This is a genomic window from Streptomyces cinerochromogenes (assembly GCF_014648635.1).
Taxonomy (GTDB): domain Bacteria; phylum Actinomycetota; class Actinomycetes; order Streptomycetales; family Streptomycetaceae; genus Streptomyces; species Streptomyces cinerochromogenes.
Genome location: NZ_BMRM01000027.1, coordinates 70525 through 88551, shown reverse-complemented (window position 1 = coordinate 88551; position 18027 = coordinate 70525). Strand labels below are relative to the sequence as shown.

Annotated in this window: 3 protein-coding genes; all 3 read right to left on the bottom strand. The window is 77.1% G+C overall.

Annotation, left to right across the window (positions count from 1 at the left end; genetic code table 11):
* Positions 1-810, bottom strand: an 810-nt coding sequence (locus IEZ20_RS40920; protein WP_189306750.1) for a beta-ketoacyl synthase N-terminal-like domain-containing protein, incomplete at its 3' end; no start/stop codon positions are given.
* Positions 807-5558, bottom strand: a complete 4752-nt coding sequence (locus IEZ20_RS36220; protein ID WP_506004967.1) for a type I polyketide synthase — start codon at positions 5556-5558, stop codon at positions 807-809. The genes IEZ20_RS40920 and IEZ20_RS36220, both read right to left, overlap by 4 nt.
* 140 nt (positions 5559-5698) lie before the next feature.
* Positions 5699-17989: an SDR family NAD(P)-dependent oxidoreductase gene (locus IEZ20_RS40180; RefSeq protein ID WP_444545268.1), complete on the bottom strand. Its 12291-nt coding sequence runs from the start codon at positions 17987-17989 to the stop codon at positions 5699-5701.
* Between the last annotated feature and the right edge of the window lie 38 nt (positions 17990-18027).

The window sequence follows — 18027 nt, the reverse complement described above, 5'->3', positions numbered from 1 at the left end:
GCCGGTGCCGTCGGCGGCGGCGGCGAAGGGTTTGCAGCGTCCGTCCGCCGCGAGCCCGTCCTGCCGGGCGAACTCCACGAAGGCGTTGGGGGTGGCCATCACGGTGACACCGCCGGCCAGGGCGAGGGAGCACTCGCCCGAGCGCAGGGCGTGGGCGGCCTGGTGCACGGCGACGAGGGAGGAGGAGCAGGCGGTGTCCACCGTCACCGCGGGGCCGGTCAGCCCCAGCAGGTACGACGTGCGTCCCGCGGCCACCGCCGCCGTACTGCCGGTCAGCCGGTAACCGGCCACCTCGTCCGGCTCGTTCACGCGGGACGCGAACGCGTACCCCTGGTGCGTCAGTCCCACGAAGACACCCGACGGGCTGTCCCGCAGCGACAGCGGGTCGATGCCGGCGCGCTCCAGGGCCTCCCAGACGATCTCCAGCCACAGCCGCTGCTGGGGGTCCATCGCCAGCGCCTCACGGGGACTGATCCCGAAGAACTCGGCGTCGAAACCCGCCGCGTCGTCGAGGAAGGCGCCCGCGCGCACATGGCTCGTCCCCGGGCGGCCGGGCTCCGGGGCGTAGAGGGCGTCGAGGTCCCAGTGGCGGTCCGCCGGCAGGTCCGAGACCGCGTCGGTGCCCTCGGCGACCAGCCGCCACAGGGCCTCCGGGGAGTCGACGCCCCCGGGGAACCGGCAGCCCATGCCGACGATCGCGATCGGCTCGTACGGCCGTTCCTCCGCGTCGCGCAGCCGGTCCCGGGTCTGCCGCAGTTCGGTGGTGACGAGCTTCAGGTACTGGCGAAGTTTGTCCTCGGCGGCGGTCACGAGATCCCCAGCTCCTTGTTGACGATGTCGAACATCTCCTCGTCGGTCGCCGCCGTCAGCACGTCGGCGTCGGCGCCGGCGGTGTCCTGCGGCCGCTCCCACTTCCACAGCAGCGTCCGCAGCCGGGCGACGACGGGGCCGCGGGCGTCGGGCTCCAGCGCCTCCACGAGGTCCTCCAGCCGCTCCAGATGGCCGAGCGGGTCCGTCTGCCGCGTGTCGTCCGGCACCAGGCAGGCGCACAGGAACCGGGCCAGCGCCACCGGGTTGGCGTGGTCGAAGACCACCGTGGTGGGCAGCGTGAGACCGGTGGCCTCCATCAGCCGGTTGCGCAGCGCCACGGAGGCCATCGAGTCGAAGCCGGCCTCCTTGAAGCCCGTCGTGGCCCGGACGCGGTCGGCGGAGACGTGCCCCAGCGTGTCGGCCGCGTGGCTGCGCACCAGTTCCAGCAGCACCTCCTGCCGGCCCTCGGGGTCCAGCCCGGCGAGGCGCTGCCGCAGGCCGTCGGTGTGCCCGGGGTCCGTGGCGCCCCGCAGGGCCCGCTGGGCGTCGGGCAGGTCGTTCAGCAGGGCACGGGGCCGGGCGAGGGTGTAGGCGGGGGCGAACCGGGCCCAGTCGACCGCGGCGAACGCGGTGGTGGTCTCGTCGCGGTCCAGTGCCGCCCGCAGTCCCGCGAGCGCCGTCTCCGGGGCCATCAGCGGCACCCCGCGCCTGCTCAGCAGGTCCTCGGCGCCCTCGGCGGCCGCCATGCCCGCGCCGCCCCACGCGCCCCAGGCCACCGAGGTCGCCGGGAGGCCCCGGCCGCGGCGCGCGCCGGCCAGCGCGTCGAGGAACGCGTTGCCCGCCGCGTACGCCGCCTGTCCGGTGTTGCCCCACAGGCCCGCGCCGGAGGAGAACAGCACGAACGCCTGCGGCGACCTGCCGGGGCCGCCGTCGAAGACGGCGTCCAGGGCGCGGGCGCCGGCCAGCTTGCCGGCGAGCACCTCGGCGATCCCGGCGGGTGTGCACGCGGTGAGCGGTGTCTCGGCGCCGATCACGCCCGCGGCGTGCACCACCGTGTCGACCGGGTGCTCCGCGGGCAGCGACGCGACGACGCGCTCCAGCTCCTCCCGGTCGGTGAGGTCGCAGGCGGCGATCGTCACCTCGGCGCCCAGGTCCCGCAGTTCCGCCGTCAGCTCGGCCGCCCCCGGCGCGTCGGCGCCGCGCCGGCTGAGCAGGACGAGACGGGGGGCGCCCTGGGCGGCGAGCCAGCGCGCGACCTGTGCGCCGAGCGCTCCCGTCCCGCCGGTCACCAGCGCGCTGCCCGACGGTTTCCAGGTGCGCCGCACCGGCGTCTCGTGCAGCGGCGAGCGGACCAGCCGGCAGCCGTGCACCCCGTCGTCCCGCAGGGCCAGCTGGTCCTCGCCGCCCGGGTCGGCGAGCACCGCGAGGAGCCGCGCCAGCGCCTCCTCGTCCGGGCCGTCCGGCAGGTCGGCCAGGCCGCCCCAGCGCTGCGGCTGCTCCAGCGCCGCGACCCGGCCGAGGCCCCAGACGGCCGCCTGGAGGGGGTGCCGTACCGGGTCGTCGGGGCCGGTGGACACGGCGCCCCGGGTCAGGGCCCACACGGGGGCGTCCACGTCCGCGTCGCCCAGCGCCTGGATCAGGGCCGTGGTCATGGCGAGCCCGCGCGGCAGCGCCGAGCCGTCCTCCACCGGCCGCTCGTCCAGGGAGAGGAACGACACCACCCGGGCCGGCGGCTCCGCCCCGGCCGTCTCGCGCAGCCGACGGGCCAGCTCCTCCCGGTCGGCGGCCTCCGCGGCACCGACGCGGAGATGACGTGCCCGGCGGCCCGCCCGGCCGCAGGCCGCCAGGAGTTCCTCCACCGGGCCGTCCACGCCGGCACAGGAGACGACCAGCCAGCCGCCGGACCCGTCGGCCGTGACACCGGGACCGGACGGCCGCCCGCCGTCGGCACCGGGACCGGGCAGCCGCCTGCCGTCGGCACCGGAATCGGGCAGCCGTACCCCGCCGGTACCCGGAGCGGGCAACCGGACCCAGTCCACGCGGTAGCGGTGCTCGTCGATCCGGGCGGCGGAGCGGTCGGCCGCCCGGTCCGGTGCCGGCTGCAGCCAGTACCGCTCGCGCTGGAAGGCGTACGTCGGCAGCTCGACCGTGCGGGCGCCGGTGTCCGCGAGGACGGCCGGCCAGTCCACCGGGACGCCCCGGACATGCGCCTCGGCGAGGGCCGTCAGCAGGGTCCGGGGCGCGGGCTGGTCCCGGCGGGCGACGGCGGCGAACACGGTGCCGGGCGAGGCCGCGCAGCTCTCGCCCATCGCCGTGAGCACCGCGTCGGGGCCGAGTTCCAGGAACACGCCGACCCCGTGCTCCTCCAGGGCCCGTACCGCGTCGTGGAAGCGCACGGTCTCCCGGGCGTGCCGCACCCAGTACTCCGGCGCGCACACCTCCTCGGCGCTCACCAGCCCGCCGGTGAGCGCCGAGACGACGGGGATCCGCGGCGCGTCGAGGCGGACACCGCGCAGTACGGCGGCGAACTCCTCCAGCATCGCGTCCATGAGGGGCGAGTGGAACGCGTGGCTCACCCGGAGCCGGCTGGTGCGCCGCCCCAGCGCCGAGAAGTGGGCGGCCACCGCCGCCGCGGCCTCCTCCGCGCCCGCGACCACCAGCGAGGACGGCCCGTTCACCGCCGCCAGCCCGGCGCCGTCGGCGCCGTCCGCCGTGTCCGTCAGCAGGGGCGCGACCTCCTCCTCGGTCGCCTCGATCGCGAACATCGCGCCGCCCGGCGGGAGGTGTTGCATCAGGCGTCCGCGGGCCGCCACCACGGCGGCCGCGTCCGGCAGGGAGAGCACCCCGGCCACGTGTGCCGCCGCCAGCTCCCCGACGGAGTGCCCGGACACGTACTGCGGGCGCACGCCCCAGGACTCCACCAGCCGGAACAGGGCGACCTCCACCGCGAACAGCGCGGGCTGCGCCCAGCCGGTGCCGTCCACCAGCCCCTCGGTGCCCGGCCGCGCGAAGACGACGTCCCGCAGGGGCCGTTCGAGGTGCGGGTCGAGCGCGGCGCACACCGCGTCGAAGGCCCGCGCGAACGCGGGGTACCGGTCGTACAGCTCCCGCCCCATGCCCGCCCACTGCGCGCCCTGGCCGGTGAACAGCACGGCCAGCGCGGCCTCGGCCGCCTCGCCCCGGGCACCCGCCGCGGGCCGCTCGCCGCGGCCGACCCGCAGCAGTCCCTCGGCCAGCTCGGCCGCGTCCGCCGCCACGACCACCGCGCGGTGCTCGAACGTCGAGCGGGTCGTCGCCAGCGAGTACGCCACGTCGGGCAGCCGCGGGGAGGGACCGTCCGTCAGACGCGCGTGCAGCCGCAGCGCCTGGGCCCGCAACGCCTCCGCGCCGCGGCCCGACAGGAGGTACGGCAGGAAGCCGGAAGCCGCAGGGGCGTCGCCGGTGTCCGCACGGCCGGTGTCGCCGGTGCCGCGCGGGTCGGCTGCGGGGGCCTCCTCCAGCACCACGTGCGCGTTGGTGCCGCTGATGCCGAAGGAGGACACGGCGGCGCGCCGGGGCCGGCCCTCGTCCGTCCACGGCCGGGCGTCGGTCAGCAGCTCCACGGCACCGGCCGACCAGTCCACCTTCGTGCTGGCCCGCTCGGCGTGCAGGGTCCGCGGGAGCGTCCGGTGCCGCAGCGCCTGCACCATCTTGATGACACCGGCGACACCGGACGCGGCCTGGGTGTGACCGAGGTTCGACTTCACCGAGCCCAGCCACAGCGGACGCCCCGCCGGGCGGTCCTGGCCGTACGTCGCGAGGATCGCCTGCGCCTCGATCGGATCGCCCAGGGGGGTGCCCGTGCCGTGCCCCTCGACCACGTCGACCTCGGCCGGGGACAGGCCCGCGTCCTGCAGCGCCTGCCGGATCACCCGCTCCTGCGCCGGCCCGCTGGGCGCCGTCAGACCGCTGCTCGCCCCGTCCTGGTTCACCGCGCTGCCGCGCAGCACCGCCAGCACCGGGCGGCCGTTGCGCCGGGCGTCGGACAGCCGCTCCAGCAGCAGCACGCCGACGCCCTCGCTCCACCCGGCGCCGTCGGCCGCGTCGGCGAACGACTTGCACCGGCCGTCCCGGGCCAGCCCGCGCTGCCGGCTGAACTCCACGAAGGTGCCGGGCGTCGACATCACCGTCGCCCCGCCCGCGAAGGCCAGCGAGCAGTCGCCCCGGCGCAGCGCCTGCATGGCCAGGTGGAGCGCCACCAGGGACGAGGAGCACGCCGTGTCCACGCTGATCGCCGGGCCCTGGAGACCCAGCGCGTACGCGATCCGCCCCGAGGCCACGCTGCCCGCGCTGCCGGTGCCGAGGTACCCCTCCACGTCGTCGGCGTCCAGACCGGGCCGGGAGCCGTAGTCGTGGTACATGATCCCGGCGAAGACGCCCGCGCTGCTGCCCCGCAGGGAGTGCGGGTCGATCCCGGCCCGCTCGGCGGCCTCCCACGCGGTCTCCAGCAGCAGCCTCTGCTGCGGGTCCATGGCGAGCGCCTCACGCGGGGAGATCCCGAAGAACCCGGCGTCGAACTCGGCGGCGTCGTACAGGAACCCGCCCTCGCGGACGTACGACGTCCCCGGCTGGTCGGGGTCGGACGAGAACAGGGAGGCCAGGTCCCAGCCGCGGTCGGCGGGGAACCCGGACACCGCGTCGCGGCCCTCCAGGACCAGCTCCCACAGCTCCTCCGGAGAGCGCACCCCGGCCGGGTAGCGGCAGCCCATTCCCACGACGGCGATCGGCTCGGCCGACGCCCGCACCGCGGTGCGCAGCCGCTCGTTCTCCTTCAGCGCGGTGCGCAGCGCCTCGACCACCGCTTCCGGCGATGTGGCCATGAATCCTCCGTAACCAACCGAATCCGAGATCAGAACGTGTCGCCGCCGAACGCGGTGCGCACGAGGTCGTCGACGTCCATGGCGTCGATGCCGGACCCCTCGCCCCCGGCGTCCCCGGCCGCGGGGCCGGGGTCCGTGGCGGTGTCCCCGTCGGCGAGCCGCAGCAGGTCCGCCAGGAGACCGGCCCGCTGGAAGCGCGCCAGCGGGACCGAGGCGAGGACCTCCCGGAGCTTTCGCTCCCGCGCCTCGGACTCGGTGGGTTCGCGGCTCTCCGGGAACAGCCGGTCGCACAGGAAGCGGGCCGTGTCGGCGGGGGTCGGCCGGTCGAAGACGAGCGTCGCGGGCAGCGGCAGGCCGGTCGCGGCCCGCAGCCGGGTTCGCAGCTCCACCGCGGTCAGGGAGTCGAAGCCCATCTCCAGGAAGCCGCGGGTGTCGGCGACCTCCTCCGGGGAGGCGAGCCCCAGCACGGTCGCCGCCTCCTGGCGCACCAGGCGCAGCACCGCCGGGTACCGCTCGCCGGCCGGGAGCGCGGCCGCCTCCGCCAGGAACGTCCCGCCGGACCCGTCGCCCGCGTCCCGGCCCGGCCGGCGCCGCCCCGCCCGCACCAGCGAGCGCAGCGGCACCGGCACCAGCTCCGGCCGGCCCGCCGCCAGGGACGCCAGGTCGAGTCGCAGCGGCACCAGTGCGGCGCTCCGGGCGCGCAGCGCGGTGTCGAACAGGGCCAGGCCCTCGTCGGTGGGTAGCCGGCCCACCCCGGAGCGGGCCATGCGCCGCAGATCGGCGTCGGACAGCGCCCGGGTGAGACCACTGCGCCGCTCCCACATGCCCCACGCCAGCGAGGTGGCCGGCAGGCCCGCGGCGCGCCGCTCGTGCGCGAGCGCGTCGAGGAAGGCGTTCGCCGCCGCGTAGCCGCCCTGGCCGGGCGTGCCCAGCACCCCCGCGGCCGAGGAGAACAGCACGAAGGCCGACAGGCCCGCGTCCCGGGTGAGTTCGTGCAGGTGCAGCGCGCCGTCCACCTTCGGGCGCAGCACCCGGTCGATCCGCTCGGGGGTGAGCGAGGTGACCACGCCGTCGTCCAGCACCCCGGCGGCGTGCACCACCGCCGTGAGCGGGTGCTCCGCGGGTACGGCGCCGAGGACCGCGGCCAGCGCCGCCCGGTCGGCGACGTCGCAGGCCGCCACCGTCACGTGGGCGCCCAACGCCTCCAGTTCGGCCCGGAGTTCGGCCGCCCCCTCGGCCCGCGGGCCGCTGCGGCTGGTGAGCAGCAGCCGGGTGACGCCGTGCCCGGCCACCAGGTGGCGGGCGACCAGCGCGCCCAGACCGCTGGTGCCGCCGGTGACCAGCACGGTGCCGCCGGGCGCGAACGACGCCTCCACCGGCCCGCCACCGACGGCCAGGCCACCACCGGCGGGCAGACCGGTACCGGTGGGCTGCCCGGTTTCGGCGGGCTGCCCGGGGTCGGAGGGTCCGGTGCCGGTGGGTATCGCGGTACCGGTGGGCTGCCCGGTTTCGGCGGGCTGCCCGGGGTCGGAGGGTCCGGTGCCGGTGGGCATCGCGGCACCGGCGGGCTGCTCGGTTTCGGCGGGCAGTTCGGTGCCGACGGGCACACCGGTGCCGGCGGGCTGCCCGGTGCGGGCGGGCTGCCCGGTGTCGGAGGGTCCCGTGCCGGTGGGCTGCTGGGTGCCGGTGGGTGTTGCGGCACCGACGGCCAGGCCGCCACCGGCGGGCTGCTCGGTTTCGGCGGGCCGTCCGGTGCCGACGGGCACACCGGTACCGGTGGGCTGCCCGGTGTCGGAGGGTCCGGTTCCGGTGGGCTGCTCCGTTCCGGCGGGCTGCTCGGCGGTCGTGGGGACCCGGGCCAGGCGTACCGCCGATGCGACGCCGTCCCGGACGACCACCTGGGGTTCACCGGACTCCACCGCGGCCGCCAGCACCTGGTGGGAGGCCGCCGTGTCGTCCGTGTCCACCAGGACGAACCGGCCCGGGTGCTCCGACTGCGCCGCCCGCACCAGCCCCCACACGGGCGCCTGGCGCAGATCCGGCCGTTCGTCGCCGAACGTCATCGCGTGCCGGGTGACGAAGACCAGCCGCGCCCCCTCGAACCGGTCGTCCGCGAGCCAGTCCTGCACCCGGGCGAGCGCCGCCCGCGTCTGCGCGTGCGCGGCGGCGGCGGTGTCGCCGTGCCGTCCGGCCGCCGCCGGGGGTACCAGCACGACCTCGGGCACCGGCGCGCCCTCGGCGACCGCGGCGGTCAGGTCGTCCAGGCCGGCGTGGACGGGCAGGTGACGGCCGAGGGCGGCCGTCAGGGCCGGTCCGGGCTCGCCCAGGACCGCCCAGGCGGCCGTGGACGGCCCGGCGGGCGCGGGCAGGGTCAGCTGTTCGCCGATGACCTGGAACAGGGAACGGTGCCGGGCCGAGCGGGCGTTCCGGAGCCGCTCGGGGGACAGCGGGCGCAGCAGCAGGGACTCCACCGAGAGCACCGGGCGTCCGTCCGGGTCGGCGGCTGTCAGGCGGACCGTGTCGGGGCCGGCGGGCGACAGCCGCACGCGCAGGGTGTCCGCTCCCGCCCGGTGCAGCCGGACGCCCTTCCAGGCGTAGGGCAGCCGGGGGTCGGCGGGGTCGGCCAGCAGCCCGCCCAGGACGATCGCGTGCAGGGCGGCGTCGGACAGTGCGGGATGCACCCCGTACCGTCCGGCCTCCGTGGCGTCGGGCAGCCGTACCTCGGCATGGACGTCCGCACCGTCGCGCCACACCGCGCGCAGCCCCTGGAAGGCGGGTCCGTACTCCAGTCCGGCGGCGGCCAGCAGGGCGTAGCCGGTGTCCAGGGCCACGGGTTCGGCGCCCGCCGGCGGCCACTGCGGCAGGGGTTCCCACGGCTCGGTGCCGCCGGTGCCGAGCACGCCGACGGCGTGCCGCAGCCACGGTGTGTCCGCGGGCGCGCCCTCGGCGCGGGAGTGCACCTCGACGCCTCCCCGGCCGGTGCCGTCCGGACCGGTCACCGTCACCCGCAGCTGCACGCCCGTGTCCCCGTCGAGGACCAGCGGCTCCACCAGGGTGAGGTCCTCGACCAGGTCGTGTCCGCTCTCCTCGCAGGCCCGCAGGGCCAGTTCGAGCAGGCCCGTGCCCGGGAACAGCACGGTGCCCAGCACCGCGTGGTCGGCGAGCCAGGGCTGGGCCCCGGTCGACAGGCGTCCCGCCAGCACGGTGTCGGCGGAGCCGGGCAGCGTGACCACGGCGCCCAGCAGCGGATGGTGGGCCGTCCCGAGACCGGCCGCCGCCAGGTCGCCCGCCCCGCCGCGGCGCTCCAGCCAGTACCGGTCCCCGCCGAACGGATACGTCGGCAGCGCCGCCGCCCGCGCGCCGTTCCGGGGGAAGGCCCGCGCCCAGTCCACGTGCCCGCCCCGGGTGTGCAGCTCGGCGAGCGAGGCGAGGAACCGCCGCGGGCCGCCGTCCTCGCGGCGCAGCGAACCCACCGTCGCGCCGTCGGCCACCCCGGCGGCGTCCATGGTCTCCTGGATCGCCGGGACCAGCACCGGATGGGGACTGGCCTCGACGAAGACGTCGTAGCCCTCCGTCAGGAGCAGCCGGGTCACCGGCTCCAGGAGCACGGTCTCGCGCAGGTTGCGGTACCAGTACGCGGCGTCCAGCCCGGTGGTGTCCAGCCGGGTGCCGGTGACCGTGGAATAGAAGGGGATCTCCGCGGGCCGGGGCGCAAGAGGCGCCAGCTCCCGGAGCAGTTCGTCCCGCACCTGCTCCACGTGCGGCGAGTGCGAGGCGTAGTCGACGGGGAGGACGCGGGTGCGCACCCCGTCGGCCGCGCACCCGGCCACGAACTCCTCCAGCGCGTCCGGGTCACCGGAGACGACCGTGGAGGAGGCGCCGTTCACCGACGCCACGGAGATCCGCCCCTCCCAGGGCGCCGTCCGCGCGGACACCTCGGCCTCGCCGAGGGCCACGGACACCATGCCGCCCTTGCCGGACAGCGCGGCCAGCGCCCTGCTGCGCAGGGCCACCGCCCGCGCGGCGTCCTCCAGGGTCAGCGCGCCCGCCACACAGGCCGCGGCGATCTCCCCCTGGCTGTGCCCCATCACGGCGTCCGGCCGCACACCGTGGGACTGCCACAGCCGGGCCAGCGACACCATGACCGCGAACAGCGCCGGCTGGACGACGTCCACCCGGTCCAGCGGCGGCGCGTCCCCGGCGCCGAGCAGCACATCCGTCAGCGACCAGTCGACGTAGGGGGCCAGCGCCGCCTCGCACTCCCGTATCCGGCGCGCGAACTCCTCGTCGGCGGCGTACAGTCCGGCGCCCATGCCCGCCCACTGCGAGCCCTGACCGGAGAACACGAAGACCGTCCGCTCCCGGGCGCGGGCCGTGCCCCGGACGACGGCGTCGGTCTCCCGGCCCTCGGCCAGCGCGCCCAGCGCGTCCCGCAGCTCCCCGGGCCCGGTGCCGAGGACGACGGCCCGGTGGTCGAGGGTGGCGCGGGTCGTGGCCAGGGCGTGGCCGATCGCGGCCGGGTCGGCCCCGGGGCGGTCGGCGAGGTGGCCCAGCAGCCGCCGGGCCTGCGCGCGCAGGGCCTCGCCGGTCTTCGCGGACAGCACCCACGGCACGACGGCCGCGCCCTGGCCGCCGTCCGGCGCCGCCTCTCCCGCGTCCCCTGCGTCCCGCGTCTCCTTAGGCTGTTCGACGATGACGTGGGCGTTGGTGCCGCTGATGCCGAACGAGGAGACCGCGGCCCGCCGGGCCCGTCCGCCGTCCGGCCACGGCCGGGCCTCGGTCAGCAGCGCGAGACCGCTCGACGGCCAGTCCACCTCGGGCGTCGGCCGGTCGACGTGCAGGGTGCGGGGGAGCACTCCGTGCTCCATCGCCGCCACCATCTTGATCAGTCCGGCCATGCCCGCGGCGGCCTGCGTGTGCCCGATGTTGGACTTCACCGAGCCCAGCCACAGCGGCCGGCCGGCCTCCCGCTCCCTGCCGTACACGGCCGCGAGGGCCTGGGCCTCGATCGGGTCGCCGAGCCGGGTGCCCGTGCCGTGTGCCTCCACGGCGTCGACGTCCGCCGGGGACAGCCCGGCGTCGGCCAGCGCCTGCCGGATCACCCGCTGCTGCGAGGGGCCGTTCGGCGCGGTCAGCCCGTTGCTCGCGCCGTCGGAGTTGACCGCCGTACCGCGGACCAGGGCGAGGACCGGGTGGCCGTTGCGGCGGGCGTCGGACAGCCGCTCCAGCAGCAGGGTGCCGACCCCCTCGCCCCAGCCGGTGCCGTCCGCCGCCGCGGCGAAGGCCTTGCACCGGCCGTCGGCGGACAGCCCCCGCTGGCGGCTGAACTCCAGGAAGATGTCGGGTGTGGCCATGACGGCGGCGGCGCCGGCCAGGGCGAGGGAGCACTCGCCGCGCCGCAGGGACTGCACGGCCATGTGCAGGGCCACCAGCGACGAGGAGCAGGCGGTGTCGATCGTCACCGCCGGGCCCTCCACCCCGAAGGCGTAGGCGATCCGGCCGGACATCACGCTCGCCGTGCTGCCGGTCAGCAGATAGCCGCCGAGTTCGTCGGGGGCCTGCCGGGGGTCCGAGGGGTAGCCCTGGGCCGCGGCCCCGACGAAGACGCCGACCTGGTCGCCCTTGAGGGACGTCGGATCGATGCCCGCCCGCTCCAGCGCCTCCCACGAGGTCTCCAGGAGCAGCCGCTGCTGGGGGTCCATGGCCAGCGCCTCGCGGGGGCTGATCCCGAACAGGGCGGCGTCGAACCGCGCGGCGTCGTCCAGGAAGCCGCCCACCCGCACATAGGTGGTGCCGGGCCGGGAGCCGTCCGGGTCGTACAGGCTCTCCGTGTCCCATCCGCGGTCGGACGGGAACGGACGGACCGTGTCGGCCTCCTCGGACACCAGCCGCCACAGGTCCTCCGGCGTGGTGACGCCCCCGGGGTAGCGGCAGCTCATCGAGACGATCGCGATCGGGTCGTCGTCCACCGGCCCGCGCGGCGCGGCGGCGGCCGGGGCGGCGGCGGGTAGGGAGCCCAGCACCTGCTCCCGCAGGTGGCGGGCGAGTTCGACGGGGGTCGGGTAGTCGAAGACGACCGTGGAGGACAGCTGCGTCCCGGCGGCCTGGCCCAGGCGGTTGCGCAGCTCCACCCCGGTGAGCGAGTCGAAGCCGAGTTCCTTGAAGGTGCGGTCGGCGGCGACCGGCGCGCCGTCGGCGTGCCCGAGGACCGTCGCCGCGTGCTCGCGCACCAGGTCCAGCAGGGCCCGCTCGGCCTCCGCGGGCGGCAGCGCGCCCAGCCGGTCGCGCAGCGGCGCGGCCCCGGCCGGCCCGCCCGTGCCGCGGCCGGCCCGCGGCTTCGGCTTCCCGGCCAGGGCGCGCAGCAGGTACGGCACGTCCTCGGCCCGGCCGCGGCGCAGTACCGCCGTGTCCGCCCTGGCCGGCACCAGGGCGGGTGCCGCGGTGCCGAGGGCGGCGTCGAAGAGGGCCAGCCCCTCCTCGTCGGTGAGCGGGACCAGGCCGGTGCGGCCCAGCCGGACCAGGTCCACCTCGGCGAGGCCGCCGAGCATGCTGTCGGAGTGCCCCCACGGCCCCCAGGCCAGCGACACCGCGGGCCGCCCGGACGCCCTGCGGTGGTGCGCCAGGGCGTCCAGCAGGGCGTTGGCCGCCGCGTAGTTCGCCTGGCCGGCCCCGCCGAGCAGGCCGGCCGTGGAGGAGAAGAGCACGAACGCGGACAGGTCCATGGACCGGGTGAGTTCGTCCAGCAGCAGCGCCGCGTCCGCCTTGGGCCGCACTACGGTGTCCAGCCGCTCCGGGGTGAGCGAGGTCAGCACGCCGTCGTCCAGGACGCCCGCGGTGTGCACGACGGCGGTCAGCGGACGGTCGGCGGGTACGGCGGCGAGCAGCCGCTCCAGCGCCCTCCGGTCGGAGACGTCGCCGTCCGACACGGTCACGGTGGCGCCCAGCGCGCCCAGTTCGGCCACCAGCTCCGCCGCGCCGGGTGCCGCGGACCCGCGGCGGCTGACCAGCAGCAGGTGCCGTACTCCGTGCCGTTCCACCAGGCGCCGGGCGACCGCCGAGCCCAGCGCGCCGGTGCCGCCCGTGACCAGCACGGTGCCGTCCGGGTCGAGCGGGGCCGGCACGGTGAGCACCACCTTGCCGACGTGCCGCGCCTGGCTGAGGAAGCGCAGCGCCTCCACGGCGTGGCGCACGTCCCACGAGGTCACCGGCGACAGCCGCAGCACCCCTCGCCCGAACAGGGCGAGCAACACGGCCAGCATCTCCCGGATCCGGTCCGGGCCGGCCTCGACCAGGTCGAACGCCCGGTAGCGGACCCCGTCGTGCGCCTCGGCGACCGCGGCGCCGTCCCGGACGTCGGTCTTGCCCATCTCCAGGAACCGGCCGCCGGGGGCCAGCAGTCCCAGGGAGGCGTCCACGAACTCCCCGGCGAGCGAGTTCAGGACGACGTCCACACCGCGCCCCCGCCCCGCGTCGCGGAACTTCTCCGCGAACTCCAGCGACCGGGAGGAGGCGATGTGGCGGTCGTCCAGCCCCAGCGCGCGCAGGGCGTCCCACTTCGCGGGGCTCGCCGTCGCGTACACCTCGGCGCCGAGGTGCCGGGCCAGCTGCACGGCGGCCATGCCGACGCCGCCGGCGCCCGCGTGCACCAGCACCGACTCGCCGGGCCGCAGGTCCGCGAGGTCCACCAGCGCGTAGTACGCGGTGAGGAAGACCGCCGGTACGGACGCGGCCTCGGCGAAGGACCAGCCGTCCGGGATCCTCGCCACCATGCGGTGGTCGGTGACGGCGACGGGGCCGATCCCGCCGAACACCATGCCCGTCACCCGGTCCCCGGGCGCCAGTCCGTCGACACCGGGGCCCACGTCGAGGACCACGCCCGCACCCTCGACGCCGAGCGGACCGGCCTCGCCGGGGTACATGCCGAGGGCGTTGAGCGCGTCGCGGAAGTTCAGTCCCGCGGCCCGCACGCCCAGCCGTACCTGCCCCTCGGACAGCGGCCCGGCGGCCTGCGGGTACGGCTCCAGGACCAGCCCCTCCAGCGTGCCGCGCCGCTCGGACCCCAGCCGCCAGGCCGGTTCCGCCGGCACGGCGAGCGCCTCGCCGGCACGGTCGCGGACCAGCAGCGGCACCAGCAGCTCACCGCGCCGCACCGCCAGTTGCGGATGCCCGGAGCGGACGGCGGCGGACAGCGCCGGACACGACGCCGGGTCCCCGTCGAGGTCGACCAGGGTGAACCGGCCCGGGTGCTCCGACTGGGCGGTGCGCAGCAGACCCCACACCGCGCTGTACGGCAGGTCGGCGACGTCCTCCTGTCCGGCGGCGACGGCCCGGCGGGTCAGCACGACGAGCCGGGAGCCCGCCGGTTCGTCCCGCGCCAGCCAGGCGCGGACGAGACCGAGCGCCCGGCGTGCCGCCGCCCGCACGGCGTCGGCACGGCCGGCGGCGGAACCGCCCGCGTCCGGCGAGGCCAGCGGCACCAGGACCGCGTCCGGGACGGGGTCACCCGCCTCCACCGCCCGGGACAGCGCCTCCAGGTCCGGGTACCGCGACACCGGCACCGTCCCGCCGGTGAGGGCCGGCGCGACGTCCGGGAGGTCCGCCCCCACGACCGCCCAGTGCGCCGGCGCGTCCCCGTCCCGGGGCGGGTCCACCGTCTCCCACCGCAGCCGGAACAGGTGGTCGCGCGCGGCGGCACCGGCCGCGTCGGCGGGGCCGGGTGCGGCGGCGCGCAGCGCGAGCGCCTCGGCCGCCAGCACGGGCCGGCCGGTGCCGTCGGCGGCCAGCACGGACACCGCGTCCGTGCCCGCCGGGGCGAGCCGCACCCGCAGCGACGGGGCGCCCACGGCGTGCCGCCGCACCCCCCGCCAGGAGAACGGGAGCCGGGCCCGGTCCCACGCGGGACCCACGACGCCCAGCGCGACCCCGTGCAGCGCGGAGTCCAGCAGCGCCGGGTGGAGCCCGAAGCCCGAGGTGTCCGCCCCGTCCGGCAGCCCCGCCTCCACGAACAGTTCGTCCCCGCGGCGCCAGGCCGCCCGCAGTCCCTGGAACACCGGCCCGTAGTCCAGGCCGGTCTCCGCCATCACCGCGTACAGGCCGTCGGTGTCGATCCGCTCCGCCCCGGCGGGCGGCCACACCGCGAGGCCGTCGGGCTCGGCCGGCGCGTGGTCCCGCGCGAGGACACCCGTGGCGTGCGTCGTCCACGGCTCGTCGTCGTCCCGGCCGTCCGGGCGCGCGTACACGGTCAGCGGGCGCCGCCCGGAGTCGTCCGCCGCGCCCACGCGCACCTGGACCGCCACCGCGCCCCGCGCGGGCAGCTCCAGCGGAGTGTGGAAGGTCAGCTCCTCCAGGTGGTCGAGGCCGGCCCGTTCGCCCGCGTGCAGCGCCAGTTCCAGGAGCCCGGTCCCGGGCAGCAGGGCACGGCCGAACACCGTGTGGTCGGCGATCCAGCCGTGGACGCCGGCCGAGAGCCGGCCGGTGAAGAGCAGGGCGTCGTCGTCGGCCAGGGACACCACGGCGCCGAGCAGCGGATGGCCGGCCGCGGTCAGTCCGGCGGTGCCCACGGCCGTGGTGGAGGCGGGGGGAGTCAGCCAGTGACGCTCGGACCGGAAGGGGTAGACGGGCAGTTCGACCGTGCGTGCCCCCCTCCCGGCGTAGAACGCCCGCCAGTCCACGGGGACGCCGCGCGTGTGCAGCCAGGCCAGCGCCCCGGTGAGCGACGGCTCCTCGGCCCGGTCGGGTCGCAGCGTCGCGCTCAGCGCGGCGTCGTCGGCGGTCAGGCTGTCCTGGCCCGCCGCCGCGAGCACACCGCCGGGGCCCAGCTCCAGGAACGTACGGACACCGGCGGCCTCCATGGCCCGTACGGCGTCCGCGAACCGCACCGTGCCCCGGGCGTGCCGCACCCAGTACTCCGGCGTACCGATCTCCTCGGCCGACACCTCCCGCCCGGTCAGCGTCGAGACGACCGGCAGCGACGGGGCGGAGAACGCCAGCGTCCCGACCACCGCGCGGAACTCCGCCAGCATGGGCTCGATCAGCGGCGAGTGGAAGGCGTGGCTGACCGTCAGCTCCCGGGTCTTGCGGCCCCGCTCCGCGAAGCGGCCGGCGATCTCCCGCACGGTGCGTGCCTCGCCGGCCACGACCACCGACTCCGGCCCGTTCACCGCGGCGAGATCCACGAGGCCGGCGTGATCCTCGAGGAGGGGCCGCACCTCCTCCTCACCCGCCTGTACGGCGACCATGGCGCCGCCCCCGGGCAGGGCCTGCATCAGCCGGCCGCGCGCCGCCACCAGCGTCGCGGCGTCCGCCAGCGACAGCACCCCGGCCGCATGGGCGGCGCTCACCTCGCCGACGGAGTGGCCCGCCAGCCGGTCCGGGCGCACCCCCCAGTGCGCCAGCAGCCGGAAGAGCGCCACCTCCACGGCGAACAGGGCCGGCTGCGTGTACGCGGTCCGGTCCAGCGTGCCGTCGTCCGAGGCCGCGAACACCACCTCGCGCAGCGGCCGGTCCAGGTGCGGGTCCAGGGCGGCGCACACCTCGTCGAACGCCTCGGCGAACACCGGCGACGCCGCGTACAGCTCGCGTCCCATGCCCGCGCGCTGGCTGCCCTGCCCGGAGAACAGGAACCCCAGCCTGCCCCGGGAGGCGGTGCCGAGGGTCACCCGCGGATCGCTGCGGTCCTCGGCCAGGGCGGCCAGCGCGCGGGTGAAGCCGTCGCCGTCGTCCGCGACGATCGCGGCCCGGTGCGCGAACGCCGAGCGGGTGGTGGCGAGCGACCAGCCGACGTCGACCGCCGAGCGGGTCGTGGCGAGCGACCGGCCGACGTCGTCCGCCGCCGGGTCCCGCTCGCCGAGCCGGGCCAGCAGCCGCGCCGCCTGCTCCCGCAGCGCCTCGGGCGTACGGCCGGAGAGCACCCAGGGCACCGCGCGCGGCGGCGCGTCCGCCACGGCGAGGGGCGGGGGAGCGTCGTCGGCGGGCGGCTCCTCGAGGACCAGATGGGCGTTGGTGCCGCTGATCCCGAACGACGACACCCCGGCGCGGCGCGGACGGTCGCCCCGCGGCCACGCGACGGCCCGCGTCAGCAGTTCGACCCGCCCCGCGGACCAGTCCACGTGCGGGGTCGGCGCGTCGACGTGCAGGGTCCGCGGCAGTGTGCCGTGCCGCATCGCCAGCACCATCTTGATGACCCCGGCGACCCCGGCCGCGGCCTGCGTGTGGCCGATGTTCGACTTCACCGAGCCCAGCCACAGCGGAGTCGTACGCCCCCTGCCGTAGGTGGCCAGCAGGGCCTGCGCCTCGATCGGGTCGCCCAGCGTGGTCGCGGTGCCGTGCGCCTCGACGGCGTCCACGTCGGCCGCGGACAGCCCCGCGCTCGCCAGCGCCTGCTGGATCACCCGTTGCTGCGCGGGGCCGTTCGGGGCGGCGAGGCCGTTGCTCGCCCCGTCCTGGTTCATGGCGCTGCCGCGCACCACGGCCAGCACCCGGTGCCCGTGGCGCCGGGCGTCCGACAACCGCTCCAGCAGCAGGACACCGACGCCCTCGGCCAGTCCGGTGCCGTCGGCCGCCGCCGCGAAGGACCGGCACCGGCCGTCCTGGGACAGGCCGCGCTGCCGGCTGAAGCCCTGCAGCTGCGCCGGGGTCGTCATGAGGGTGACACCGCCGGCGAGCGCGAGGGTGCACTCGTCGCGGCGCAGCGCCTGGCACGCGGTGTGGATCGCCACCAGGGACGCGGAGCAGGCGGTGTCGATCGTGACGGCCGGCCCCTCCAGGCCCAGCGTGTACGCGATCCGGCCGGAGAGCACGCTCGCCGCGCCCGCCGTCAGGAAGTAGCCCTCGTACTCGCCGAGTTCGGCCGGCCGGACCCGGGTCGCGTAGTCCTGGAACGCGGTCCCCATGTAGACGCCGGTACGGCTTCCGTGCAGGCTCCCCGGGTCGATCCCGGCGCGCTCCACGGTCTCCCACGCGGTCTCCAGCAGGAGCCGCTGCTGCGGGTCCATGGCGACCGCTTCGCGCGGGCTGATCCCGAAGAACTCCGCGTCGAACCGGTCGATGCCGTCGAGGAACCCGCCCTGCCGCGTGTACACCGTGCCCGGGCTGTCCGGGTCCGGGTCGTACAGGGCCTCCAGGTCCCAGCCCCGGTCCTCCGGCAGGCCCGAGACCGCGTCCCCGCCGGAGGCGACGAGCTGCCAGAAGTCGTCAGGCGTGCGCACACCGCCGGGAAGCCGGCAGCCCATGCCCACGATGGCGATCGGCTCCTGCGCGGCGGCGGTCAGCTCCTCGTTCTCCTGCCGCAGCCGTTCCGTCTCCCTCATGGACGCGCGCAGCGCCTCGACGATTTTCTCCGGCGACGTGGCCATGTCCC

Coding starts and splice junctions, on each gene's coding strand:
- IEZ20_RS36220 (WP_506004967.1), bottom strand. CDS start 5,558: ATGGGCTGCCGCTACCCGGCCGGGGTGCGCTCTCCGGAGGAGCTGTGG.